Raw genomic sequence first — 25,427 nt, 5'->3', positions numbered from 1 at the left:
CCTCCTCAGAGATTAGTATTCCCTTGAAATTCCTTATAGACTATGAGGTTGATAGGCTGGATGTGTAAGCACAGCAATGTGTTGAGCTGACCAGTACTAATAAATTGAAAGGTTTAAAAGTAGAGATGTTGATTAAGACATTTCAATGAATTATATAAATTACTATTCAGTTTTCAGAGAATATATTAGTGCCAAGGCACTTTTTTTATTTTCTTAAATATTTTTAGAAAATAATAGCAAAAAAGCAACAATAATTTTGCCGTATAACACTATAAAACAGCTTTAGAAGAAAATTTTACTAACAATAATTTTTAGTAAATTAGATAAGTTGTTTTTACTTTAAACAACAGCAATTTTTATATAAACCGAAAGTAAAAAGACTTTATTTTTTAACTAAATTCATTATAATATTACATATATTTTATATAAGTAATATTGACTAAGGTTCTAGTGGCTAAAAAAGGAGGCATATGAAGAATTCAGGGCTAAAAATTCGCGAATTTTTCTATAAATTTGGCAAAAAATGAAATGAGTGATGAAGCACAAAAGAAATTACTAAAAAGTTTCTTTATACTGCTGCACTTTTAGCTATTTATTTAATTATGACTACAGTCAAATCTCCTTTTGTCACTTTTAGTAATATCAATAATTCAATTGATAATGATACATTTCTTAGCACATTAAATCTTATCGGTGGTGGCGGACTTAGACAATTTTCACTAGTTGCATTAGGAATAAGTCCATTTATTAACGCCTCTTTGATAATGTCCTTATTACAAACTAAAGCTTTTCCAGCAATGCAAAAATTGTCACAATCTGGCCCTGAAGGCAGACGGAAAATTAATATAATTACCAGAGTTTTAACTCTTTTTATAGCTTTTCCACAGTCATTTATGCTTACTATAGCCTTAAGTAGTGGAGATAACCCTTTTATTAGAATTGACTCTTATGGCTTAAATAAAAATTTAGTTACTTACTTTTTACTTCCTTTTATTTTAATTGGTGGATCATTATTCTCACTATTTATAGCTGAGCAAATTACAAACAAAGGAATTGGAAATGGTACCAGCTTAATTATTTTTGTTGGTATAGCATTTCAGTTGCCAAATCAGTTTCAAACTGCATGAGGTGTTTATGTAAGTGATACTGAAAGTTCAGCAATTGTTGTAGGTGTTTTAAAGTTCTTAACATATTTATTTGTTTATTTAGCACTTTTATTTGTCATAATAATGGTTTACTTAGCTGAAAGACATATTCCAATTCAACAAATAGGAGCTGGTAGAAGTAAAAGTGTAAAAGATATGGGTAAGCTTCCTATAAAGCTAAATCCTGCTGGAGTTATGCCAATTATTTTTGCCTCAATGTTTGTTTCATTGCCAATATTAATTGCACGTATACTACCTAACACCAACACAGCAGCTATATGAATTAGAGAAAATATGGACTTTTCAAAACCACTTGGTTTAAGCTTACTAGTTATATTTACTTTCTTCTTTACCTTTATTATGGGCTTGCAACAATCGCGTGTTGATAGAATAGCTGAAGACTTTACTAAAAATTCAACCTTTATTCCTGGAATTCAACCTGGTGAGCAAACCGAAGATTATTTAATTAGTGTAGTCATGAGGCTTTCAACCTTTAGTGCTTTTTACTTAGTTATCTTAGTTTCATTCCAATATTTAATGGTTATAGCGTTAGCTATTCCAGCAGCCATGGCTTTCGGTGGAACGGGTATGATGATTTTAGTATCGGTTTCGATTGAAACAATTGATCAATTCAAAGCTAGAATAAAATCAAGCCAGCTTTCAAAACAAAAAAGAATATCAAGAATTGTTTCAGAAAACATTGCCGAATCTAAAGCGGTTAATTATACAGGTGCTTTTGAAAATGAAACTGAAAGCAAACCAAGCAAGGGCAATTTACCTAAGACTGAGGATGGTTTATTATGATAGAAGCAAAAAATATAAATAATTTAGTTTTTATGGGGCCTCCTGGCGTTGGCAAGGGTACAGTTGCATCAATAATTGCTAAAGAATATGGTCTAGTTCATTTATCAACAGGAAACATTTTTAGAGCTGAAATAGCTTCAGCGAGTGAGCTAGGTAAAAAGATTTCTTCAATAGTTGAATCTGGCGGCTATGTGCCTGATGATATAACCAATGAAATAGTTGCTAAAGCTTTAGAAAATTATAATAATTCTGGTAAAATTGTTATCTTAGATGGCTATCCACGTACACTTATGCAAGTTGAGTTTTTGGATAGTCTTCCTTATTTTAAATATGAAGTAATTGAGCTTCGTGCTAATGAGGATCTAATATTAAAAAGATTATCAGGACGTCGTTTTTGCCCAAATTGTAAAGCAGGCTTTCACATTGATTTTATGCCTTCTAGCAAAGGGAATATTTGCGATAAATGTGGCACTGAATTAATCACACGTAAAGATGATTCGCCTGAATCGATTAAAAATAGACTTAAAGTTTATAAAGAACAAACTGGCCCATTGTTAGAGCATTATAAAAACAAAATTCATGTTTTTGATGCCGATAGCGATCCAAAAGTATTAGCAGACTTAATTGTTAGTTCATTAACAAAATAAACTTAATAAAAGCATTATTCAAAGTAAAGCAGGAATTAATATGGTATCAATCAAAAGTAGTCGCGAGATTGAGTTAATTTCTAAAAGTTGCCAAATCCTGGCAGAGGTCAAAGCAGTTTTATATGACCTTGTAAGACCAGGAATTTCATTAAAAGAACTAGATCGTCATGCTTTTAATGAAATAATCAAAAGAGGTGCAAAGCCAGCTTTTAAAGGCTTATATGGTTTTCCAGCTACGGCCTGCATCTCTGTTAATGACGAACTTATCCATGGCATTCCATCTAATTATGTCATTAAAGACGGTGATATTGTCAAAATTGACTTAGGATGTGATTATAATGGATACAAAAGTGACAGCGCTTTTACCAAAGGCGTTGGCAAAATTACTGAAAGTGATAGCAAAATTATTGAAGTAGCTAAATTAGCTTTTGAAGCAGGTTTAGCTGCAATTAAACCAGGCGCTAGAGTTGGCGATATTAGTTATGCTATTGGCGAAGTAATTAAAAATAATAATTTATACACACCAAAAGAGTACACAGGGCATGGCATTGGTAAGGAATTACATGAAGATCCTTATATACCAAATGAAGGCAAAAAAGGCACTGGCATTTTTCTAAAAGATAATATGGTTATTTGCATAGAACCTATGATTTTACAAAAGTCAAATCGAGTGTATGTTAAAAAAGATAAATGAACTGTTGTTAGCGCTAGCGGGCTAAATGCTGCTCATTATGAGCACACAGTTTTAATTAAAAATGGCAAAGGTGTTGTATTGACGAAAGGAATCTAATAAAAATGGCAAAGGACGCTATTAAAATTAGAGCAAAAGTTAAAGAAATCTATTCAACTGATGAATATTTAGTAACTTTAGAAAGTGGACAAGATATTAAGGCTAACATTTCAGGTAAAATGCGTGTAAATCGCATTAGAATTTTACCTGGCGATGAAGTCGATGTTGAATTAAGCCCATATAACTTACAAAGAGGGCGTATTACATATCGGCACAATAGATAGGAGATAACTAATTTATGAAAGTTAGAGCTAGCGTAAAAAGAATGTGTAAAGATTGTCGTATTATCAAACGTAAAGGTGTTATCAGGGTAATTTGCTCTACCCCTAAACACAAACAAAGACAAGGATAAAATTAGATGGCAAGAATTTTAAATATAGAAATACCAAACAATAAACGTGTAGTTATTTCATTAACTTACATCTATGGTATTGGTAGAACAAGCGCACAAGAAATATGTGCAAAAGCAAAAATTGATGAAAACATCAGAGTTAAAGACTTATCAGAAGCACAACTTAGTGCAATTAGAGAAATTGCAAAAGAATATGTCACAGAAGGTGATTTACGTAGAGAAGTTTCATTAAACATCAAACGTTTAATGGAAGTTAAATGCTACCGTGGAATTAGACACCGTAAAGGTCTACCTGTTAGAGGCCAAAGCACCAAAAGTAATGCTAGAACTAGAAAAGGTCCTAGAAAGACTGTTGCTGGTAAGAAATCAACTAAATAGTTAATTTAGGAGAATAAATTATGGCTAATAAAGTTGTTAAGAAAACAAAAAAGAAAAACATTACTAAAGGTGTCGCACACATCCACTCAACTAACCAAAACACAATTGTGACATTTGCTGATGAATTAGGTAACGTTATAGCGTGAAGTAGCTCAGGTGCTATTGGCTATAAAGGAACCAAAAAGAAAACCCCTTATGCAGCTGGTTTAGCTGCCCAAGCAGCATCAGAAGCTGCTAAAGAGCATGGTATTAAAAGCGTAAGAGTTGAACTTAAAGGTATAGGTGCTGGTAAAGATGCTGCTAGAAAGCAAATTGAAGTATCAGGCATCACTGTTACTGAAATTAAAGACGTAACTCCAGTGCCACACAATGGTACTAGACCTCCAAAACGTATTCTTAAACGTGAAAAAATGAGAAAATAACAAAGGAGAGTAACACTTATGGAAAGAATGTCTAAATTAGATTACTTACAAGTAAGTAACTCTGCTATCAATAACAATTTAAATGAAGTTACATTTTCACTTAAACCACTTGAAAGAGGCTTTGCTAACACTGTTGCAGTTGCACTAAGAAGAGTTTTATTATCTAATATTACTTCTTTAGCATTATTTGCAATCAAGATCTCAGGCGTTAGCCACGAGTTTCAAACAATTCCAGGAATTGTTGAAGACGTTACAGCTATCATAATGAATTTAAGAAAAGTAAAGTTCAAATACAATCCTGAATTTGTTAAAGATGGTGAAATCATTAAAGCAACAATTAAAGCTGAACAACCTGGAGTTGTTACATCTAAGAGCATTGAAATTAGCAATCCTTCAGTTGAAATAATTAACAAAAGCCAAGAAATTGCTAATATCCAAAAAGGTTCATTAGTAATTGAGTTATTCTTAAGACCTGGCAGAGGTTTTATTTCAAATGAAAGCAACAAAAAGTTCATCCAAAACGATTCATTATTTGCTTCAAAAATTGAATCAAACATCAAAAAAGGCTTATTTATAGCTGTAGACAGCAATTTTAGTCCTGTTGAAAAATGCAGTTACACTGTTAAAGAACTAAATACATCAAGCAACAAAATTGAAGAAGAATTACTTTTTACAATCAAAACTGATGGTACAGTTGATGCTAAAAGCGCTATAAACCAAGCTTGCAAGATTTTAGTAGCACACTTTATGACTGTTGGCGATGTTGATGCAATGAAAATTGATGTATTTGAAGAAGAAAAAGTTAATAATGATGAACCAATTGAAAATGATGTTGATATTAACCAACTAGGTCTTTCAGTTCGTTCATTAAATGCTCTTAAGAGAATTGGTAAAACAAAGGCTTCTGAAGTAGCAGCTATGACCTGAGAAGAATTAGAACAAACTAAGAACTTAGGTAGAAAATCATTAGATGAAATTCAAGAATGTTTAAAACTAAATGGCTTCACTCTTAATAAAGGAGATGAATAATGGCTAATCCAACCCAAATTTACAGCCGTGATGCTAAATGAAGAAAAGGTGTTATGAGAACATTAGTTAGTGAATTATTTGCTAATGGTCGTATAACAACTACACTTACACGTGCAAAAGAATTACGTAGACATGCAGAAAAATTAATTACTAAAGCAAAAAACCCAACTCTTGCAAACCGTAGAATTTGTGCAAGTTTCTTGCGTCCAACATTAGTTGAAGAAGGCAAGAAAGATGTACTTAAACACTTATTTGACACAATCGCTCCATCATATGCAAAACGTAATGGTGGCTACACAAGAATTTACAAGTTAGTAAACCGTCAAGGTGACAATGCACCTATGGCTATTATTGAATTAGTTTAAAACTCTCCATCTTTCTTAAAATTATTAATATTCAAGTATTAAAAACGATTGCTAAATTCCTTTTATTTAATGACGTGAAACCACGTCATTTTATTTTTCCTTTTTGCCTTTAAAATAGTTTAAAAAGCTAAAGTAACAATTCTATTTTGGTAGTATAATAAACACATTATGATCAAAGTCACTGATTTAATGTTTAAATACCCTAGCGCACAAGCTAATGCTATTGAAAATCTTAATTTAGAAATAGAAAGCGGCAAATATGTTGCTATTTTAGGACACAATGGTTCTGGTAAGAGTACATTTTCTAAACTACTTGTAGCTCTTTATAAGCCTGCTGATGGCAAAATTGAATTAGACGGCACAACCATAAGTAAAGAAACACTTAGAGAAATAAGAGGCAAAATAGGAATTATTTTTCAAAATCCAGATAACCAATTCATTGGTGCATCAGTTGAAGATGATGTTGCTTTTGGACTGGAAAACAAATGCATTCCACGTAAGGAAATGAAGCCTATTATTGACGAATTAGCGCACAAAGTTGGAATGGGTAATTATTTAGAAAAAAGCCCACAGTCACTTTCTGGTGGCCAAAAACAACGTGTAGCTATTGCTTCAGTACTAGCGCTAGATCCTGATATTATCATCTTCGACGAAGTAACAAGCATGCTTGATCCATTAGGCAAGAGAAAAGTGCTTGATATTATCAGTACAGTGCAAAAAGAAAGAAAGAAAACTCTTATCTCAATCACTCACGATATGGACGAAGCGATCTTAGCTGATTATTGTTTAGTTTTTTCTGAAGGCAAAGTAATAGCTTCAGGCTCTCCTAGTGAAATTTTAAACAACAAAGAAATCCTAAGCTTAGCAAAAATTGACTCTCCTTTTATTTACAAGCTAAGTGAAAAAATTAATGGTATTAAGCCAACATATAATGAAAAGGAGTTATTAGATCAAATATGCAAATAACTGTTAAAGACTTAGTGCACACATTTTTAGCTAAAACTCCTTATGAGCTTAATGCAATTGACAATGTCAATGTTTCAATAAAGCAAGGCGAATTTGTGGGTATAATTGGACAAACTGGTAGCGGTAAAACTACTTTCATTGAGCATCTCAATGCATTATTATTACCTAGCGTAGGAAGCGTTGAATGAGTTTTTGAAAATGACAAAATAAACCATACAACAGGCGAAAAAGAAAAATTTATGGAAAGTTTTGTTATTAAACCAACCAGAAGAAAAAAAGTTAAAAAAGCTAAGGATCTTCGTAAAAGAGTTGGTGTTGTGTTTCAGTTTGCTGAATATCAGTTGTTTGAAGAAACAATTGAAAAAGATATAGCTTTTGGCCCAAGAAGCTTTGGAGTTAGCAAACAAGAAGCGCTTGAAAGAGCTGCAAAATATATTAAATTAGTTGGACTAGATGAATCATTTCTAAAACGTTCACCTTTTGAGCTTTCTGGTGGGCAAAAAAGAAGAGTAGCCTTAGCTGGAATATTAGCAATGGAACCTGATTTTATAATAGCTGATGAGCCTACAGCTGGGCTAGATCCTGTTGGTGTAATTGAAATACTAAATATTTTCAAAGAGCTCCATAAACAAGGCAAAACAGTTATTATTGTTACTCACGATCTAGATAATGTCTTAGAGTACACACAAAGAGTTTTAGCTTTCAAAGACGGCAAAATTGTCAAAGACGGCGACACTCATGATGTTTTAAGAGATACTGAATTTTTAAAAAATAATTATATGGAACCACCTAAACTTTTAGATTTTGTATCTAAATTAGAAGAAAAAGGAATAAGTGTTCCTAGAGTTACTTCAATTGATGAATTAGCAAGCTTTATTAACAAGTATATGAATAAAAAAAGTAAAAAAGGTGGGGTCAAAGATGAACAGTAATTATGGTCGTTATATGATGAATGACACTGTGGTTCATAAAATGGATCCTAGGTTCAAGATTATATTCATCATAATTTACATTGTTTTAACATTTGTGGCAAAAGATTTTCTTACACTTGGAATTATTCTTTTACCACTATGAATTTTATACTTAATCGAAACAAAAAGCCCTACAGCTTTCTTAAGACTATGAATAATGCCGCTGATTATAGGTTTCTTTCTTTTCTGAGTTAATATTTACACAATGGGCTTAAAGCCATATGATGCTTCTGGTGTATGGACTGAGAATTTTAGAAAATTGAAAGATTGATACCCACTTCCAATTCACTTAGGAAAAAGTTATTTTATTTCTTGAGAAGTTATTGCCAGAACCTTAGGTTTAGTTGTGCGTGTTTATATTATGATAATGGCAACCAGTTTAATGATTAATACAACTAAGCCAATGCTTTTATCAAAAGCAATTGATGACTTATTAATGCCACTTAAATTATTATTTATCCCAACACACGTGATTGTAATGATTATTTACATTGCTTTAAGATTTATTCCTACATTATTAGAAGAAGCCCAAAGAATTACTAAAGCGCAAGCTAGCAGGGGTGTTGACTTTAAAAACGGTAAGTTTAAAGACAAAGTTAAATCATTTACAACCTTAATAATTCCATTATTTGTTACAGCCTTTTCAAAAGCTGAAGATTTATCAAACGCAATGGAAACAAGAGGATATAATCCTTATGCAAAAAGAACTAAATATAGATTAATTATTCCTACATGAAGAGATATATTCTTAGTGCTTATTGCGGCCTGAGCAATTACTTATGTAGTATTAGTTGATAAGCAAATTATACCAACAAACAATGCTGCTTGATATGCCAACACGTTCTTTGCATTCTAATTAACTTAGCATTAAAAAAACATCAGCAAATAAAGTGCGGGTGTTTTTATTTTTAACTAACTTTAAGCAGGCAATATTTTATTTACAGTGCCACTATCTAACTTTAATGAATCAGCTATTCTTTTTAAAGCGATCCTAATGTCATTTAATAATTTAAATGCTTCTCTAGCTTTATCATAAAGCGGATTAAGTAATCTTAACTCTGAATTTTTTACCAATAAGTCTGTTTTACTAGTTAATTGGTCAAATATCTTTAGTAATTCAGGCTTGCTTTTTAATTCATTTTTAATCTTGCTAACACTTTGAGCATAATTTAATTTAGTAGCTATTTCATGAAAAGCATTTAAGTAGTTCATAAACTCTCAAATCATGCTATATGTAGCATGTGAATGATTATGGTTTGAATTAGCACCTGTGTTTGAATCATAGATTTTTATTAAGTCAGACTTAAATTGTGAAGGCTCAATTAAGGTTGATTTATCATAGTTTATTAATGAGCTATACACAAGTCTAAAATCATCTTGAATTCATTCACTTCATTCTTTGTTTGTTAAAAAGGCTGCTGACTGGCTAATTTGTGGATAAGCATAGTAAATAATTTTTGAATTATCCTTAGATTCTTTATTATTGAAGTCATCAAAAAACTTATTAGAGTTATTTAACACTTGCACATTTAAATCATTTACAATAGCTACAAGTGCTTTAGTGATCTTAGCTGATTGTGAATTTTGTTCATAGTCAAAAAAGCTGTCTTTGACTGTTTTATAGGCCTGTTCGTCTTTTTTTACCAAGTCATAGAACTCTTGCATTTTCTTGTCCATATTATAAGATGAATCAGCATCAGCCACATTATTAACTAAGTTCTCATATAAAGTTGTGTTGAAGAAATTTTTTGTTTCAGAATTATCCGAATGAAAGGAATTATTAACTCTTTTAGCTAAAAAATCACTTTCAACTTTATCAATTTTTTCTTTATATTGCTTAATTAGTTCACTTACAGACTTAGTATTATTCTCCCCTTGATTATTAGATTCTCCATTGCATTTAGCTGATAAAACTAATGGCACACTTAATAAAGGAGCACATAGCAAATATTTTTTTAATTTATTTTTCATAATATCTTTCTACATATTGAAGATTATTCAATAATATGTTTTAATATAATAATTATAAAGTAAAAAATGTGCCAAACTAATATGCTTTAATTCACAAATACATAGCATTTTGTTGAATAAGTTTCCTAAATTAAGGAGAAGTAATGAAACAATTTATAATAATTGGAAATTGAAAAATGTATAAAACATTTACTGAGACATTAAACTTTTTTGATGAATTTGCAATAGAGTACAAAAAATTTAGAAAAGCCAATCCACAATTAATTCCTTATATTGATAATAACGTTTTTGGTGTTGCGCCCTCGCAATGTAATCTAACTGCCTATTTTACAAACAAAGTTCCTGAATTAAAATTATGTAGCCAAAATATGTCAAAAAACGAAGAAGGTGCTTTTACTGGTGAAGTTAGTGCAAGAATGCTACAAGATATCAATGTCTCGTATGCTTTATGTGGGCACTCTGAAAGAAGAAGATATCATACAAATCATGAAAATGATGAATCTACTCACTTAAAAATTAAGCAATCAGTTAAATATGACATTACTCCAATTATATGTATTGGTGAATCTAAGGAAGACAGAGATGCTGGCAGAACTGAAGCAGCTATTCATAAGCAGTTACAAATTTTGCTAGACGAAGTTAATATTCATAAAGTTATTATTGCCTATGAACCAGTTTGATCAATAGGTACTGGCATTACTCCAACTCCTGAAGAAGTTGAAAATGTGAGTGCATTAATTCATAAATTAACTAGTCCAGAAGTGCCTGTTTTATATGGCGGAAGTGTTAATGAAAACAATATTAATGATTTTACCAATTTGCCTAATTTAAACGGATTTTTGGTTGGTTCAGCAAGCTTAAAAATTGATAAATTTTTAAAACTTATTTCTGTTAATTCTGATGGCATTATGCCTAAATAAAGAAAACAAAAAACCGAGTAGCAACAGCAGTTTGCTTACTCAGTTTTTTATTTTAGTGTATTTTAGTAGCCACCATGTGATTCATTGCCTTCAACTATAGCAACTGATCTACTTGTGCCAAATCTTGTTGCACCAGCTTCATGCATTTTTACCATATCATCTTTATTTGATATTCCACCAGCAGCTTTAATTAATAGCTTGTCACCGCAAATTGATTTCATGATTTTAACATCTTCTAAACTAGCACCACGGGTTGAGAAGCCAGTTGAGGTTTTGATAAATTCAGCTCCTGATTGCATAACTATTTCGGTAACTTTTTCTATTTCTTCTTTTGTTAAAAGTGCTGTTTCAATAATAACTTTTAGCACATGGTCACCACAAGCGTGTTTTACCACCATAATGTCTTTAAGCACATAGTCGTAATCTTTGTCTTTTAGCTTGCCAATGTTAATGACCATATCAATTTCATCAGCACCAGCTTTGATTGCTTCGGCTGCTTCATAAGCTTTGCAATTTGTAAGCATTGCACCTAGTGGAAAACCTATAACTGATGTTATACCAACATTAGAACCCATTAATTGTTCTTTAACATATGGAACATATGATGAATTAACACATACAGTCTTAAAGCCATATTGCTTAGCTTCAGCTATCAATTTATCAATATCAGCCTTTGTAGCTTCTGCTTTTAAAAATGTGTGGTCAATCATTTTATTGTAATCAATTTTCATTTTATTCCTTTGTTTTAGCTATTTTAACCTATCAATAATAATTTTATTTTCTACTTTTTCTGAGCCTATTTTGTATGCACTTGATAGTTCTTTTTCTAATTCAGGATTAATTTCTTTTGAAGAGTAAAGTGTAAATAGTTTATCACCTTTTTTGACTGTTTCATTGGTCTTTTTGTGTAATGTAATACCCGCTTCAAAATCAATTTTATCTTCTTTAGTAGCTCTGCCAGCACCTAGTTTCATAGCTACAATTCCAAATGCTAATGCATCAAAAATTTCTAAATAGCCATCTTTATCAGCATAAATATCATATGAAAATTTTGGACTTCAGAAAGATGGACTTTTTAGTGCTTCAACATCACCACCTTGTAAGGCGATAAATTCATAGAATTTCTCTAAAGCTTTGCCATTTTTAATAACTTCGTCAACAAGCTTTAAACCTTCTTCATGCGACTTAGCAATTTTAGATTGTTCCATAATTGTTGCACATGATGAGTAGACTAATTCATTAAAATCAGCTGGTCCATTACCTTGAAGAGTTTTAATAGCTTCTAAAACTTCATTTTTGTTTCCTATTTCTCTACCAATTGGTCTAGACATATTAGTTATTTCAGCTCTAACATCAACCCCTAGTTCTTTGCCAATTGAGATCATTGTTTTAGAAAGTTCTTTAGCTAGTTCAGGTGTTTTCATAAAAGCGCCATTGCCGCATTTAACATCTAGCAAAATTGCATCGCTTCCAGTTGCAAGTTTTTTAGACATAATGCTTGAAGCAATAAGCGGTATTGATTGAACACATGAAGTAACATCTCTTAATGCATAAATCTTTTTATCAGCAGGCACAAGCGAACTACTTTGCCCTATTACAGCAACTTTGTGTTCTTTGACTTGTTTTTTAAATTGTGCTTCAGTAAGCTCAACTGTAAAACCTGGAATTGATTCTAACTTATCAATAGTTCCACCAGTGTGTCCTAGTCCTCTACCTGACATTTTAGCAACAGGAGCACCTAGTGCTGCGCAAATAGGTGCAACTGCTAGAGTGGTTTTATCACCAACTCCACCGGTTGAGTGTTTGTCAACTTTTATTCCTGGGATATCCGAAAGATCAATAACATCGCCAGAGTGCATCATGAATTTAGTAAAGTAAGCTAGCTCAGCTGATTCCATACCTTGAAACATAACTGCCATTAAAAATGCAGCCATTTGATAATCAGGAGTTGAACCATTAACATATGAGCCTAATAAAAAGTCAATTTCTTCATTACTTAATGGCTTACCTAGTCTCTTTTTTTCAATTAAATCAACAATACGCATTTAAAATCCTATGGTTTAATTAAGCTAATTCTAAAGCGATTTTCATCATATTGTTAAATGATGTTTGACGCTCTTCAGGTGTTGTTTCTTCGTGAGTAATTAAGTTATCGCTAACTGTTAGTAAACATGCAGCTTGTTTACCTAGTTTTTCAGCATTAGTAAATAATGCATAGCTTTCCATTTCCACGCAAGCAGCACTTGATTCAGCTATTCTTTGGCTAAGAGGAACTGATGAATAAAATACGTCAGATGAGTGAGTTCTAACTGTCTTGAGCTCAATGTTTAAATTTTGTGCAGATTTTTTGATTTCTTCATTTAATGAAGCACTTGGATATGCAACATATGAGTGATCGTTTAAAACTAATTTTCTAAAAGCATTTGAATCAGCATATGCTGAATCAACTAACACTGTGTCATATAATTTTAAATCTTCTACATATGCACCTGTAGAACCAACTCTAATGATTTTGTCTACATCATAGAATTTAAATAATTCATAACTATATATACCAATTGATGGGCAACCCATTCCACTAGCAGCTATTGAAACTTTTTTACCTTTGTATGTGCCTGTGTACATAAAAACATTTCTAACTGTATTAACTAATTCATAGCCTTCATCTAAAAATGTTTCGGCAATATACTTAGCTCTTAATGGATCTCCAGGCATTAAAACTAGTTTAGCAATTGATCCTTTTGGCGCGTTTATGTGTGGTGTCATATCTTCTCCTTAATGCAATATTTAAATTTCCGAATCTAATAAAAATCTGATTATATGTGCGATTTGTATTTTATTAGAATGAGTTTGTAATAAGTCTTATTTTATTAATAAAACCATCATATATATTTTAACATATCAAAGGGTGAATTGGGCTACATATGATGCCAAAAGTGTCCTAAAAATGTCTGAAAATTTTGCTCATTTTTCTATCATTTTTTTCATATTTCTATATTATTTAATGACATTTATTAATATATATTTTTCACATTAATGATAAGGAGGGCATATGCTTAAAAAAGGCATTGTTTTTAGTGACGTCGATGGCACAATTTACTCACGTGATAACTACGTATCTAACTTCAATTTAGATATTATTAAGTCATATCAAATAAGCTTCAATATAGCAACAGGGAATCCTATTTGCCCTAGAATGCTAAAATTAGCAAAACTTACCGACGCTGACTATATTATAGGCTCATCGGGCGCACAAATTTATGATTACAAGAGTGCTAAATTTGTAAAGGAAGACTACATTGATGCTGATGTAGTTAAGCAAATTTTTAAATTTTTTTATGAACAAAACATTCCAGCAGCTGCTTGATCAAGTCATATTTTTTATGCTTTTAGAGAAAATGAAAAAGAGTTTTTAAACAAAATTTATTACAGATATGAAAGCTTTGATCAATTCACAATGTACAAAGGTGAAGAAGATATAAAACCTATTGCAAAAATGGAAGTGTACTTTGAGGATTTTGACAAAGTTGATGAACTAATGGCTGAGTTGTCTAAGTTTAAGTGCAAGCTAATTAAAACACATATGAATTTAGAAATATTGCCAGTAAAAGAATCTAAAGGAAATGCCATTGTCTGAATGCTTGAAAATGTATTAAAGGGATATAGCAAAGATGAAGTTATGGTAATAGGTGATAGTGAAAACGACTTTAGTATGTTTAAAAAATTCAACTATTCATATGTTATGGATAATGCAAATGATGAGGTTAAGAAAAGAGCAAACTTTATCACAAAAGATGTGCAAGAGCACGGCTTAGGGCATGCAATTTTAGACTATGTTGAAAAATTTCACGAAAGCTTAAGTAAAAAAGGCGAACAGTAAGATGCCATTTTTGCCTTATTTATAAAGCAAAATGGCTTTTTTATAATTTTCAAAATATTAATATCAATAATATTTTGCTAAAATTTTGAAAGTAATAAGGTGGTATTTATGGCTAAATTTATTGATGAAATTAAATTAACACTAGTAGCTGGCAAAGGAGGCGATGGTATTATTTCCTTCAGAAGAGAGGCTCATGTCGACAAAGGTGGGCCTGATGGCGGAGATGGCGGAAAAGGCGGAAACATCTATTTTGTAGGCGATAAAGGCAAAAATACTTTACTATCTTTATATGGAAATAAGCAAATTAGTGCCGAAGATGGCATCAATGGCGGCCCTAAAAATCTTTATGGAGCTACTGGCAAAAGTACTTATGTTAAAGTGCCTATTGGTACAATGGTGTTTAAAAATGATAAATTAGTTGCAGATATCATTGAAGAAAAAGAATACTTAGTAGCACAAGGTGGAATTGGTGGCAGGGGAAATGCTAAATTTAAAAGCAGTAGAAACACTGCACCTAGAATTTGCGAAAATGGTACTCCTGGCGAAAAATATTTAGCTCATATAGTGCTTAAAGTTATGTCTGATGTTGGAATTATTGGTAAGCCTAGTGCTGGAAAAAGCACTTTGCTAAGTGCAATTTCGAATGCTAAAGCTAAGATTGCTGAATATGAATTTACCACTTTAGTGCCACAATTAGGACTAGTAAAATACCACGATCACTCTTTTACAGTTGCTGACTTACCTGGATTAATTAAGGGAGCTTCAGAAGGAAAAGGGTTGGGAATTCAATTTTTAAGACACATTGAAAGATGTAGAGTTGTTGTTCAAATAATTGACTTTGGTTCTGATGAAAAAAATCCTATTGATGACTTTGAAATAATTAATAAAGAGCTTGAAGAATATAGCAAGAAATTAGCAAGCAAGCCTAAAGTTGTTGTTGCCAATAAGTCTGATTTACAGGGCTTTAAGGAAAGAGTAAATAATTTTAAAGCTAAATATCCTGATGTTGAAATTGTTGAAATAAGTGCAATTGAAAGACATAATTTAGACGAGCTAAAAGGTAAAATTTGAAAAATACTTGAAGAAGCTAAATCGCTTCCAGCCGAGAAAGAGGAAGAGGCAGAAGAAATTGTTGAAATTAAACTTGAAGATGATTACAAGATAAGTAATCCTTATGCAGGTTTTTTTGAAATAACTGGGCCAAAAATTGAGCAAATATATCACAAAATACCACTAGTAAGTTATGACAACTTGATTCGTTTTAACACAATGCTTAAAAAAATAGGTGTTTGAGATGATTTGCTTAAATATGACATAAAACCAGGTGATACAGTTAGAATATTAGAATACGAATTCGAATGGGACGGAGAGTTCTAATTGAGCAATATGCTTGTTTTATAGGCATAAAAGAAAAAAAGCAACAAGAGAAATCCTTGTTGCTTTTGTTTGCTAATTTTTAGCTTAATTTAGCAATTTTTTGACCTAAATTCATGTGTTCTAAGAATTTTTTAACTACTTCTAGCTGATTAGCTTTTTCTTTATCAAAAGCTTCTTGAGCACTTTTTTGAGAATCTTCTTTTTCTTTAATTTTAGCTTGTAATTCTTTTTTGCTTGCTTCATCTGAAGCCGATTCTAATTGTTTTTTAAGTTCAGCAATTTCAGTTTTTTGATCACTAATTTTTGTAACCAATGGTTTTAATCTATCATAATCAGTCACTTCTTCATAGTTAGAAATATCTTCAAGATTTTTAATTTCATCTACTCATTTATCAGATTGAGTTGGCAAGTATGATTCTTGTGGTCTAACTGTTACTTTTTTATCAGGGTTATCTAAGTCAAGATCCTTGATAATGTCATAAGTTTTATAACTTTCTTTTTTATTAGGTTCAGCCGGGTTTTCTAACACTTCTAAAAAGTATTTAAAATCATACTTTTTAGTTTGCTCATTTTTTACCAATCTAGCTGAAATATAGGCAGGAAAGCGTCAGCCGTTAATGAATAAGATGTCTTGAACTAGTTTAACAATTTGAATTGATGTAGTGCCATAATTTTTCATTGTGTTATAGTACTTTTCAAATCTTTCTTTGTCATTATCTAGTCTAAAGTCATCTTCATTCATTTCTGATAATAAATCTTGATTTTTTTCTAAAAATTCAGAAGTGTTAGCAATAAATTCTTTTCACTTTTCACTATCTTGCTTAATTTCGTGTTTAAATAAAGGCACAGGGGTTGATATTTTTTCATTATATGAAAGGTCATAGTTGCTTAAAAAATTAACAGGTGGAAGAGCTAAAAGGTAGCCATATTCATAGTTTTCTTTGTTAATTCTTATTTTATTATCTTTGTAGAATTGAAGCACATGTTGAATAACTTCAGCAGGTTTAGTTTTATTCTTTTCAGCTTCCTCTACATATGATAAGAATTTTTCAGAATAATAGTTTGATGTTTGCGAATAAGGCTTAACTCAAGAGTTGTATTCTGAAAGTGAGCTACCATAAGCATTAGCACTGTTTTTTCTAACTAATTTATCTTCCATTGCTAAGAATGTTGATAAATATGGCGTGCCATCAAAATAGCCTCTAAGAATAGCTTTTAAATCTTCATGGTGTACTTTAGAGCCAACAATAGAAGAGAGTTTTTTAAAGGTAATAGTTATAGCTTTAAGGTCATTAGCAAAATATAAATATTTAGTTTCTGTAATTTCTTTATGTAATTTGTCCTTAACACTTTCAATGTTGGCAGCTCTAGTTTGATATTCAGTCTTCTTGTTTGAATCGCTTTCTTTAGAAGCTAATTCTTTTAAGTGAGCAATGCGTAAGTCTATGTTCTTTTTATTATCGTCTTTAGATACAGGGTTATTTTTTAAAAACTCCTTAGCAAGCAGGATGCTAGGGCTTAGTTTATGAATGCAGCTAGCTGAAACAATAGGCAAGGCTAAGGCTGTAAATGAAGATGAAATTAGCAGCGTTTTTTTAATATTTTTTTTCATTATTCTCCTATAAAATAGCCTTGTAGTTTCAACTTTTGATGCCAGCATATGCAATAAAAATTCCAATTAAGAAAATGATTACTGAGATAGAAATGCCAGCGATTGAGTAAGCCATTTGGTATCTAGCTTGGCTTATAACGGTAGTATCTAAAGAGACAAAATCATTAATATCAATTATAAATAAAGCATTATGAATAATTATTGAGCAATAAATAATGAGCACCAAAGCAATTAATGCAAGAATTGATCATACAATTGTAAGGCTTTTAATCTTAACTTTTTTCATGACTGTATCCTTCCATTAACCCTTAATAGCACTACCTTGTCTAGAAATAGATGACATAATTCTCTTTCTAAAGATAAAGTAGAACACAAACATTGGCAGAATAACTAGGACAGCACCAGCCATTTTTACATTTTGGTGAATTCTAGTAACATTATCAATAGTTTCACGTCCAACTTCGAATAATCAAACTGACATAATTTCATAACCTTTGCCCGTGAAAAGCAATGCAGGTCATAAATATGAGTTCCATGAAGCAAGAGTTGTTAGAATAACAATTGTTAAAGTTGTAGGTTGAACCATTGGCATAGCTATTTTGAATAAATATTTAGCCCCAACAGCACCATCAACCATGGCAACTTCTTTAATTCTGCCAGGAATTGCTTCAAAAGCATTTCTAAACATTAACGCATTAAAGATTGAAGCCACAAATGGCAAGGCAATCATGGAAATAGCACCCATAAAGCTTTTAAGCACATCAAATTGGTTATCTAAAGAAATAACGACTTTATATTGACCAAATAATAAAGCCACTTCAGGGAGCACAAGCAGTGAGATGAAAAAGCCTCACATAATTTCCTTGCCTCTTCATTTTTTAAGTGAGAAGGCATATCCACAAAGCATCGTGACAAATATTTTTAAAACTATTGAGAAGATAACATTGGCAAATGTTAGTCAGAAAGCATATCAGTAACCTTTGCTGTCTTTGCTTCCTTGTGCAGCTTCAATATAGTTTTGTCACTCTCAAGACTTAGGTCAGAAACTAAAGTGACTTTGTAACTCTTCAGCTTGCGACTTAGGCATAACTGAGATAGTTAACATATAGAAAAATGGGAAGAGGACAATTGCAGCGAATAATACTAGAATAGCAATTTTAAGAAATGACCAAGTAGCTAAAGATACAATTGAGTTGTCTCTAACTTGATTGGCAGTAGTTTCTTTATTCTTTCTTAGCTTGATATTCGATCATCACTGGCGAATTTTTAATCTTGTTCCAAACATTAGATTCTCCTAAATTAATTGATGCGTGTATTACTGCATTAAATCCTCTTCTAATAATTAATGAGTATGTAAAACCAATTACAAAAAGCATAACAGCTGAAGCAGAAGCTAAAGCATCATTACCTTCTTTAGTCATGTGGTATACATAAAGCATTAGTGTTGAAGCACCATTAACAATAGCGTCATTAGGCCTGTTGTTAAACAATGCTAGTGGGAAAACTTTAATACCATTAATAATTCCAAGTGTAATTAAAAATGTTGTAGTTGACTTAATTGATGGAAGGGTGATTGTAAAGAATTGTTTAATGCCACCAATTCCGTCGATTGAAGCTGATTTATAGAGGTTTTTGTCAACAGAAAGCATTGCTGTTGTAAAGATTAAAACATTAAATGCAAGTCCTGATCATATACCATGAATTAATAATGGGAATAAAGCTTCAAAGGCAAAGATATCACCTTTTTCTAATCATGGAGTATTGATCTTGAAAATGGTGTTGAACATACCATTTGGTGCAAAGAATTGAATAAATGATAATGAGACAGCAACAGCATTAGTCATGTATGGTAAGAAGAAGATACTTTGTCATATTCCTCTTGCTCACTTACGATAAACGCTGGCTATACATGATGATATAAGCAGTGATATGGCCATAACAAATGGTAAGACTATAAGCCCATACATCAAGGCATTTCTTACACCGACAGCATATTTTTCATCAGATAATAAATCTGCAAAGTTTTTAAAAGTAAAGCGACTTACTCCATCATCATCTTTAATAAAGAAAGCTGATTCTAAGTTAATAATAAAAGGAACAATAGTAAAAGTCAATAATATTATGATTGTTGGAAGCAGCATTGAAAAAGGTTTTCAAGCAGGCGTTCTTTTATCAACTACAGATTCAGAAAGAGACTGTAGTTTTTTATTTGCTTGCTTATTCATAGCCACTTTGGACAAGGCAGGAGACTTGTGTGAGAGTTTAGCTCAAAAACTATTTTTTAACTTCATACTCTACTCTTTCGTCATTTGCCTTGTCAAATATGTGAAGGTGGTTAGCAGGGAGATTGAAGTAAATTTTATCGCCAATGTTGTAGTCAAAGTTGTTAGAAACTAAGAAGTTAACATCGCCAGCTTCGGCAACTTCGACAATTAGCTTGCTTTCTTTTCCAAAGTTTTCAACAGCTTTAACTAGTCCAGTGTAATTAGCTTCAGATTCTGAAGACTTAATATCAAAGTCCTCTGCTCTTACCCCTACATTACAGCTAAATTGGTCATAATTACTAAAAGTAATGCCTTTAACAGTTTTGCCTAAAACATTAAGCTTGCCATTTTCATATTGACCAGGGAATAGTCCCATTTCTGGCATACCTAAGAAACGAGCAACAAATTTATTTTTAGGCCTGTTATATAGCTCTAAAGGTGAACCTAGTTGTTGAACTTTTGAAGTTGACATACATACAACAATGTCACTGATTGACATAGCTTCTTCTTGGTCGTGAGTAACAAAGACTGTTGTGATGCCAAGGTTTCTTTGAATTTGGCGAATTCATTGTCTTGTTGAAATACGCAATTTAGCATCAAGGTTTGAAAGTGGCTCATCCATTAGTAAAATATCTGGTTTTTTAACAATAGCACGTGCTATAGCAACACGTTGTTGTTGACCACCAGAAAGCCTTGTTGGTTTTTTCTGCAAGATTGGTAATATTTCAACTCTTTTAGCAACTTCCATAACTTCATTAAAAATAGCTTTTTTAATTGAAATTATGTCTTTTGAAAGTTCATAAATTTCTTCTCTTTGCGCATCTGATAAATTAGCACTTTTGTGCTCATTATCATCTTTCATAACAGCTTCAAGGTTGTATTTAGCATAAATTTCGTCAGCATAAGTTTTAAAGACTTTGTAAGCGATAAAACGCATGTGCTTAAAGTTGTATTTTAGTTTTTTAAGCTCTGATTTGCTTGAAGTTTTTAATTCTTTATCAGCATTTTTAGCTTCTTTAAGCTTTGCTTTAGACTCAGCTACTGCTTTTTCGCCATTTTCAATAGCTTTAAGTGAGTTCATGCAGTATTTGTAGTATAAACTTGCCTTAAGTAGCTTATTTTCAGTATTTAAAAGCTCATATTGATCTTTTTCTGAATAATCTTTTCACTCGATGTTTGATATTTCTGAAATAACTTGTTGAAGTTCATTGTACTTCATTGTAGCTTCATCGATGTTTGAAACTTTTTTAAATGAAAGAAGTGACTTATCAAGATTATTTAAAAATTGGCAAGCTGGATATTCCGATTCATCTTTAAGTGCATTATTGAGTTTAAGAAGATTAAAGTGCTTTTTGATTTTATCTTTCTTAAGCTTGTATGACTTTTTCAAACTATTAAATGCTTTTAAAATTGTTTTTGAAATTGTAGCTAATTCGCCTTCATAATGAATTTTAGCTAGCTTATAATCAGTCTTAGCTTTTTCAATAATTTTATTGTTCTTAACCATAAAATTATTAAGTTCATAGTCAACTTCTTTTTCAATGTTTAAGTAAACATTTCATAAATTGTTGATTGTGCTAATTTCTTCATCTGAAGCACCAAGAGTTTTTAAATAAAGGTTTTTGATTTTGATAATTGCACTATTTTTCTTGTCAATAGCTTTATTTTGTCACTTAACGTCATTTTTAAGAGGGAAAGCAATGTTATCAAAAACACTCATGTGTGGATAAAGAGCATAGTTTTGGAAAACAAAACCAAGTTTTCTTTGTTGTGGTGATAAACTAGTAACATCTTTACCGTTAAAGTAAACATTACCACTAGTAATTGTTAATAGTCCACTTATTGCATTTAAAGTTGTTGTCTTACCACTACCTGATGGGCCCAAAAGAGTAACTAATTTACCATTAGGAATTTTGAAACTAACATCATCAACAGCTAGTGTTTCACCAAAGTCGATAATTACATTTTTTAATTCAATTGCAGGAACTTCTTCAGAATCTGTGTTTGAATTAAGAATTTTATCTGACAGTCTATTGTATTCAGCTAGATCACTCTCAGAGACTTTAGCTGTTGATAATTTAATATTATCAATAAGTTTTCGTAGTCAAATCATATGGTTCCTTATTTATTTTTGTATGAATCATTGATTAAGTTAATGCCTTCAATGTTAAATAAATTTCTTTCAGATTTTTTATCTAGTAAAGTTCATTTACCATTAGGCTTCATTCTATAAATATTTGATTGAATTCAGTATGGCAAAGCAAAAGTTTTGAAAAATCCTTTTTTGTTTGTTATAGCAAATTCAAATGCATTAGCTAGTTGTAAAAGTGCATAGTGTTCTCAGTAAAGAGGGTTTTTAGCAAAATTTAATGCTTGAGAAACTTCACTAAAGTAAGGTAGGGTTAAGCCTGAGCGTGTTATTTCAACTGAATATAAGTATTTGTAATTTTCGCCAAAGAACACGTCACCTACTCATCTTCCAAAAGCATCTTTTTGATCGGCATAAACTCTAACTTTTGAGCCTTTAGGTACTGTTTCTTCAGCGAATCTTGAAGATAATTTTGCATAATTGTGCTCAAAGTCTCTACTTTTGTTATTGCCAACAAACTTTTCAGGCGTATCTATTCCTGAAATTCTAATTTTTGTTTCTTCTCCGACTTTAACAGTTGTATTAGATGGATCAACAGCAGTAACTTTTACTTTAGGTGTATCGCCATCGCTTCATTCTACAATCTCAGCATCAAAATATTTAGCTTTTAGCTTATCTCAGTCAATATTTTTAAACTCAAAAGCATTAGCTTTGATGCTTTCAAAACTGTTGTAAACTGAATTAAGTGAATGAAGCACAAATTTGTCATTTTTTATGCTTAATTTTCTCTCTCAGCCATCAACTAATTCAACACTGTTTTCATTAGGATCTTTGTAAACTATTCTAAATACTAAATTAATTTCAGTACTTACTTCTATATCCTTATCTGCTGGAACAACTGTATTTTCATCAATTGCAGGAGGTGTTATTGAATATATTTTCAAAAAGAAATCTTTTTCATCTGGCAATTCAAAAGTAGTGTTTTTAGTATAGTCAATACTGTTTAAGTTTATAGAATCAGCTTTATTGAAAATTTTCTTTTTCTCAAAGTATCCTAGTTCCTTAATGTCGAAATTATCTGGTAGATATATATCAGCAACTTCCTTAGCTTTAACTGTGCCTTTATTACCGCATGATGCTGAAATAACTGGTGATATAACAGAAATTCCAGCAGAAATAATCAGCATATTTTTTAATTGTTTTTTCATTATTTAATTTGTCCATTTCATTAAATAAACCAGTTGAACTGGTTTATTTTGTGTAGCTAAAGTTTTAGTGCTATTTATTTGATAAATGAGCTACTTAAAGTAATAACTTGTCCTTTGATTTCTGTATCAAAGTCTTTAAGCGTTTCATTATTCTTAGCTTTTTGATATGCTGATCTAAATGCTGACCCTAAGTTTTCTCTAAATGATGATGAGTAGAAACCTGCAGGTTCTTCATAAATTACCACATCTTTATTTTTAACAGTTTCTTTTAATTCATTGTATGTGTGAACAATGTATTTGTTTGTATATTTAGATGTGTCAGTGTTTTCAAAGCCCTTAACAGGGAACACGTATGAAGCAGCATCACTAATAAAGAATGCAGGAGTAACACCAGTGTATTCCTTTATTTTTTTAGTTAATTGCCTGTCTTTATTATAGTTTCCAAAAGTAATGTTAATTTTGTCTGATGATGTAAGGAATTTAGTAAAGTTTTTAGCAGCTCTGTCAGGTTTTGCACCTCAACTTACACCAATAAGTGATGGACCTTGAACATAAACTGTTTTCCTCTTGCTAGTTTCATCTCATTTACCAGGCACAGGAAAGGCGATTAATTCATTTTCTTGCAATGTTCCAGTTGACGATAGTTCTTTCTTGTCTAATTGCGTTTCGTCCTTAAAGAAGAATACCTTATACTTAGCAGGATCCTTTGATTTAGTTTCTATTACTGTACCAATTTCAGTTCCCTTATTTTTTACAGTCTCAATATCTTGTTTGTTATCTTCTTTTATGAATAAAAGTCATTGATTTTTTGCATTCTTAGGACCATTACTTGTTATATCTTTAAGCACCGCATCTATTTTAGCATCTGTAGAAGCATCAAGAGATTGGTAGCTATATTTTAATGCCTTTTGTTTGTCGACAGTTAGCTTGCTTTTATCAGTTACTGATTTAAAAATGTAATTAGTGTGATCCCCCGAAAGAACAAGGAGATCCACGTTGTCTTTGCTTTTAGCAGTGTTTTTAAATTCTAAGTCTTTTTCACCTTTAAAGTCTGTGTCTTTAATAGTGATGATAGTTTTCTTTGAATCACCACTAAGGAAGTTATTTCTATAACCCGCTGTTGAACCTATACCAAAAGCATATTCATGTTTTGTTTGGTATGAAGAAGTATATTCACCTCCAGCTAGTAATGTTAATGACTTAGCTTGTAGTGATGACTTAAATTTATCATACACTTTTGAGAGGCTTTGAACACCTGGATTGTTTGAGTTCTTAAATGAAGAATAACTTACAGATGTCTTTCTATTCTTGCTACCAGTTTTAATAAAGAAGTCACTAGTTTTGTTAATTAAAGAATATGGTAATGTTTGAGCTATAGATGAAACATCATCGACACCAAGAATATGGAGCCTTGAGTTTTTAGCTGCTGAGTTTTTAAAGCTCTTTTGCGCAATATCAGCAAAAGTAAGCAACTCTTTAAAGTTTTCAAAAGTGCTTTGTTTTATGGTTAGACCCTTAACAGTAGCAGCTTGACTTTCTACAAATTCGCCCCATAACTCTTTAACTGATGACTCATCACCCTTACCATTTTCCATAATTTGTTTATATCTGTCAGATTTTTTAAAAGACTCATCAAATTTAGCGCCTTTTTCCTCAAAGGTTTTGAAAATATATTGCAATACTGGAGCATTAGCAGACATAACAGTAATTGACTTAAATATTGGAATTATGAATGAACCATTCTTAGGCAAGTTTTCTGTTGTTTTGTTGGCAGTAGTAAATTGTTCGCTTATATTATCAAGATTAACATTTATATCTTTGTCATCATCTTCAAAGTTTAATAATATGTCTCTCTTGTATATATCAGTTATTTTCTTTGAAGCTAATTTAGAAGCTAAAGAATTGTAGTTAAATGTTAAATTAGCAATTTCTTTTTTCTTAGCCTCTAAGTCTTTTATAATTGAGTTCTCACCTTCAGGGTATCCTGAGCCTAAGTGTTTTATGTCAACAGGCAAGAAGTGTTTGTCATTTTTGTGAGCTTCATTATAGTAATTAATCAATGAAGTTATTGCATTTCATTGTGGTTGGCCAGAAGAAAAAGTTACACCAACTCATATTTTTTTTGTGTCTTTTCCTAATTCTTCATAATCTTTATCTACACACTTTGCTGAAACTGCAGCAAAAATAGGGATAGTTGCAGAAGAAAGTCCAATCAATAATTTATTTTTCTTATTCAT

The 25,427-nt window shown here is 31.4% G+C and carries 26 protein-coding genes and 1 rRNA gene; 16 read left to right on the top strand and 11 right to left on the bottom strand.

Features of this window, described 5'->3' with window-relative positions; genetic code table 4:
- The 13 genes from MAGB_RS00825 to MAGB_RS00770 form a co-directional block, all read left to right on the top strand.
- Positions 1 to 121: ribosomal RNA gene (locus MAGB_RS00825) — 23S ribosomal RNA — on the top strand; the annotation flags it as partial.
- Between the two features lie 349 nt (positions 122 to 470).
- The gene (secY, locus tag MAGB_RS00820; protein WP_004023939.1) at positions 471 to 1,952 is read left to right on the top strand and encodes a preprotein translocase subunit SecY; all 1,482 of its coding nucleotides are present in this window, start codon (positions 471 to 473) and stop codon (positions 1,950 to 1,952) included.
- Entirely contained in the window at positions 1,946 to 2,596 is a 651-nt protein-coding gene (locus MAGB_RS00815) for an adenylate kinase family protein (protein ID WP_036433104.1), read from the top strand. The genes secY and MAGB_RS00815 overlap by 7 nt, the downstream gene beginning before the upstream one ends.
- A gap of 40 nt (positions 2,597 to 2,636) precedes the next feature.
- Positions 2,637 to 3,386 (top strand): type I methionyl aminopeptidase, encoded by a 750-nt coding sequence (map, locus tag MAGB_RS00810; protein ID WP_004023937.1) that lies wholly within the window; start codon positions 2,637 to 2,639, stop codon positions 3,384 to 3,386.
- Between the two features lie 5 nt (positions 3,387 to 3,391).
- Positions 3,392 to 3,610 carry a translation initiation factor IF-1 gene (infA, locus tag MAGB_RS00805; protein ID WP_004023936.1) on the top strand — a complete coding sequence of 73 codons (219 nt, stop codon included), beginning with the start codon at positions 3,392 to 3,394 and terminating at the stop codon, positions 3,608 to 3,610.
- A 14-nt stretch (positions 3,611 to 3,624) separates the two neighbouring features.
- Positions 3,625 to 3,738, top strand: a complete 114-nt coding sequence (gene rpmJ, locus MAGB_RS04140) for a 50S ribosomal protein L36 (protein WP_004023935.1) — start codon at positions 3,625 to 3,627, stop codon at positions 3,736 to 3,738.
- A gap of 6 nt (positions 3,739 to 3,744) precedes the next feature.
- Positions 3,745 to 4,116, top strand: coding sequence for a 30S ribosomal protein S13 (rpsM, locus tag MAGB_RS00800; RefSeq protein WP_004023934.1), 372 nt, complete (start codon positions 3,745 to 3,747; stop codon positions 4,114 to 4,116).
- Between the two features lie 20 nt (positions 4,117 to 4,136).
- Positions 4,137 to 4,538, top strand: coding sequence for a 30S ribosomal protein S11 (gene rpsK / locus MAGB_RS00795; protein ID WP_004023933.1), 402 nt, complete (start codon positions 4,137 to 4,139; stop codon positions 4,536 to 4,538).
- An 18-nt stretch (positions 4,539 to 4,556) separates the two neighbouring features.
- Positions 4,557 to 5,567, top strand: a complete 1,011-nt coding sequence (locus MAGB_RS00790; protein WP_004023932.1) for a DNA-directed RNA polymerase subunit alpha — start codon at positions 4,557 to 4,559, stop codon at positions 5,565 to 5,567.
- A complete protein-coding gene (gene rplQ, locus MAGB_RS00785; RefSeq protein ID WP_004023931.1) occupies positions 5,567 to 5,932 on the top strand; it encodes a 50S ribosomal protein L17 in 366 nt (121 codons plus the stop codon). Before MAGB_RS00790 ends, rplQ begins: the two co-directional genes overlap by 1 nt.
- A gap of 168 nt (positions 5,933 to 6,100) precedes the next feature.
- A complete protein-coding gene (locus tag MAGB_RS00780; RefSeq protein WP_004023930.1) occupies positions 6,101 to 6,898 on the top strand; it encodes an energy-coupling factor transporter ATPase in 798 nt (265 codons plus the stop codon).
- Positions 6,889 to 7,830, top strand: coding sequence for an energy-coupling factor transporter ATPase (locus MAGB_RS00775; RefSeq protein WP_004023929.1), 942 nt, complete (start codon positions 6,889 to 6,891; stop codon positions 7,828 to 7,830). The genes MAGB_RS00780 and MAGB_RS00775 overlap by 10 nt, the downstream gene beginning before the upstream one ends.
- Entirely contained in the window at positions 7,820 to 8,725 is a 906-nt protein-coding gene (locus MAGB_RS00770) for an energy-coupling factor transporter transmembrane component T family protein (RefSeq protein ID WP_004023928.1), read from the top strand. Before MAGB_RS00775 ends, MAGB_RS00770 begins: the two co-directional genes overlap by 11 nt.
- 62 nt (positions 8,726 to 8,787) lie before the next feature.
- On the opposite strand, the gene MAGB_RS00765 is transcribed toward MAGB_RS00770, so the two are convergent.
- Entirely contained in the window at positions 8,788 to 9,840 is a 1,053-nt protein-coding gene (locus tag MAGB_RS00765; RefSeq protein ID WP_004023927.1) for an MAG5150 family histidine triad lipoprotein, read from the bottom strand.
- A gap of 143 nt (positions 9,841 to 9,983) precedes the next feature.
- On the opposite strand from MAGB_RS00765, the gene tpiA reads away from it, so the two are divergent.
- Positions 9,984 to 10,760, top strand: coding sequence for a triose-phosphate isomerase (tpiA, locus tag MAGB_RS00760; protein ID WP_004023926.1), 777 nt, complete (start codon positions 9,984 to 9,986; stop codon positions 10,758 to 10,760).
- Between the two features lie 62 nt (positions 10,761 to 10,822).
- On the opposite strand, the gene deoC is transcribed toward tpiA, so the two are convergent.
- Genes deoC through deoD form a run of 3 tightly spaced genes read right to left on the bottom strand, consistent with a single transcriptional unit; the run spans position 10,823 to position 13,526 of the window.
- On the bottom strand, positions 10,823 to 11,491 hold the full coding sequence (deoC, locus tag MAGB_RS00755) for a deoxyribose-phosphate aldolase (protein WP_004023925.1): 669 nt from the start codon (positions 11,489 to 11,491) through the stop codon (positions 10,823 to 10,825).
- An 18-nt stretch (positions 11,492 to 11,509) separates the two neighbouring features.
- Positions 11,510 to 12,805, bottom strand: coding sequence for a pyrimidine-nucleoside phosphorylase (locus MAGB_RS00750; protein ID WP_004023924.1), 1,296 nt, complete (start codon positions 12,803 to 12,805; stop codon positions 11,510 to 11,512).
- Positions 12,806 to 12,824: 19 nt separating this feature from the next.
- The gene (gene deoD / locus MAGB_RS00745; RefSeq protein WP_004023923.1) at positions 12,825 to 13,526 is read right to left on the bottom strand and encodes a purine-nucleoside phosphorylase; all 702 of its coding nucleotides are present in this window, start codon (positions 13,524 to 13,526) and stop codon (positions 12,825 to 12,827) included.
- 286 nt (positions 13,527 to 13,812) lie between these two features.
- Here deoD and MAGB_RS00740 point away from each other — a divergent pair, with 286 nt between their 5' ends.
- A complete protein-coding gene (locus MAGB_RS00740) occupies positions 13,813 to 14,640 on the top strand; it encodes a Cof-type HAD-IIB family hydrolase (RefSeq protein ID WP_004023922.1) in 828 nt (275 codons plus the stop codon).
- A gap of 108 nt (positions 14,641 to 14,748) precedes the next feature.
- Positions 14,749 to 16,017 carry a GTPase ObgE gene (gene obgE / locus MAGB_RS00735; RefSeq protein WP_004023921.1) on the top strand — a complete coding sequence of 423 codons (1,269 nt, stop codon included), beginning with the start codon at positions 14,749 to 14,751 and terminating at the stop codon, positions 16,015 to 16,017.
- 79 nt (positions 16,018 to 16,096) lie between these two features.
- On the opposite strand, the gene MAGB_RS00730 is transcribed toward obgE, so the two are convergent.
- From MAGB_RS00730 to MAGB_RS00700, 7 genes are all read right to left on the bottom strand, one after another.
- Positions 16,097 to 17,629: an MAG5080 family lipoprotein gene (locus MAGB_RS00730; protein ID WP_004023920.1), complete on the bottom strand. Its 1,533-nt coding sequence runs from the start codon at positions 17,627 to 17,629 to the stop codon at positions 16,097 to 16,099.
- Between the two features lie 7 nt (positions 17,630 to 17,636).
- The gene (locus tag MAGB_RS00725) at positions 17,637 to 17,915 is read right to left on the bottom strand and encodes a hypothetical protein (protein ID WP_004023919.1); all 279 of its coding nucleotides are present in this window, start codon (positions 17,913 to 17,915) and stop codon (positions 17,637 to 17,639) included.
- A gap of 15 nt (positions 17,916 to 17,930) precedes the next feature.
- A complete protein-coding gene (locus MAGB_RS00720) occupies positions 17,931 to 18,914 on the bottom strand; it encodes a carbohydrate ABC transporter permease (RefSeq protein ID WP_004023918.1) in 984 nt (327 codons plus the stop codon).
- A complete protein-coding gene (locus tag MAGB_RS00715; RefSeq protein ID WP_004023917.1) occupies positions 18,853 to 19,920 on the bottom strand; it encodes a carbohydrate ABC transporter permease in 1,068 nt (355 codons plus the stop codon). The genes MAGB_RS00720 and MAGB_RS00715 overlap by 62 nt, the downstream gene beginning before the upstream one ends.
- On the bottom strand, positions 19,904 to 22,006 hold the full coding sequence (locus MAGB_RS00710) for an ATP-binding cassette domain-containing protein (protein WP_004023916.1): 2,103 nt from the start codon (positions 22,004 to 22,006) through the stop codon (positions 19,904 to 19,906). The genes MAGB_RS00715 and MAGB_RS00710 overlap by 17 nt, the downstream gene beginning before the upstream one ends.
- A gap of 8 nt (positions 22,007 to 22,014) precedes the next feature.
- A complete protein-coding gene (locus MAGB_RS00705) occupies positions 22,015 to 23,190 on the bottom strand; it encodes a thermonuclease family protein (protein WP_004023915.1) in 1,176 nt (391 codons plus the stop codon).
- Positions 23,191 to 23,264: 74 nt separating this feature from the next.
- Positions 23,265 to 25,427: a P68 family surface lipoprotein gene (locus MAGB_RS00700; protein WP_004023914.1), complete on the bottom strand. Its 2,163-nt coding sequence runs from the start codon at positions 25,425 to 25,427 to the stop codon at positions 23,265 to 23,267.

The sequence above is a fragment of the Mycoplasmopsis agalactiae 14628 genome (assembly GCF_000266865.1).
GTDB classification, from domain to species: Bacteria; Bacillota_I; Bacilli_A; order Mycoplasmatales; family Metamycoplasmataceae; genus Mycoplasmopsis; species Mycoplasmopsis agalactiae_A.
Note: the sequence above shows the minus strand (reverse complement) of the source record. Positions and strands in the feature narration are given on the sequence as shown.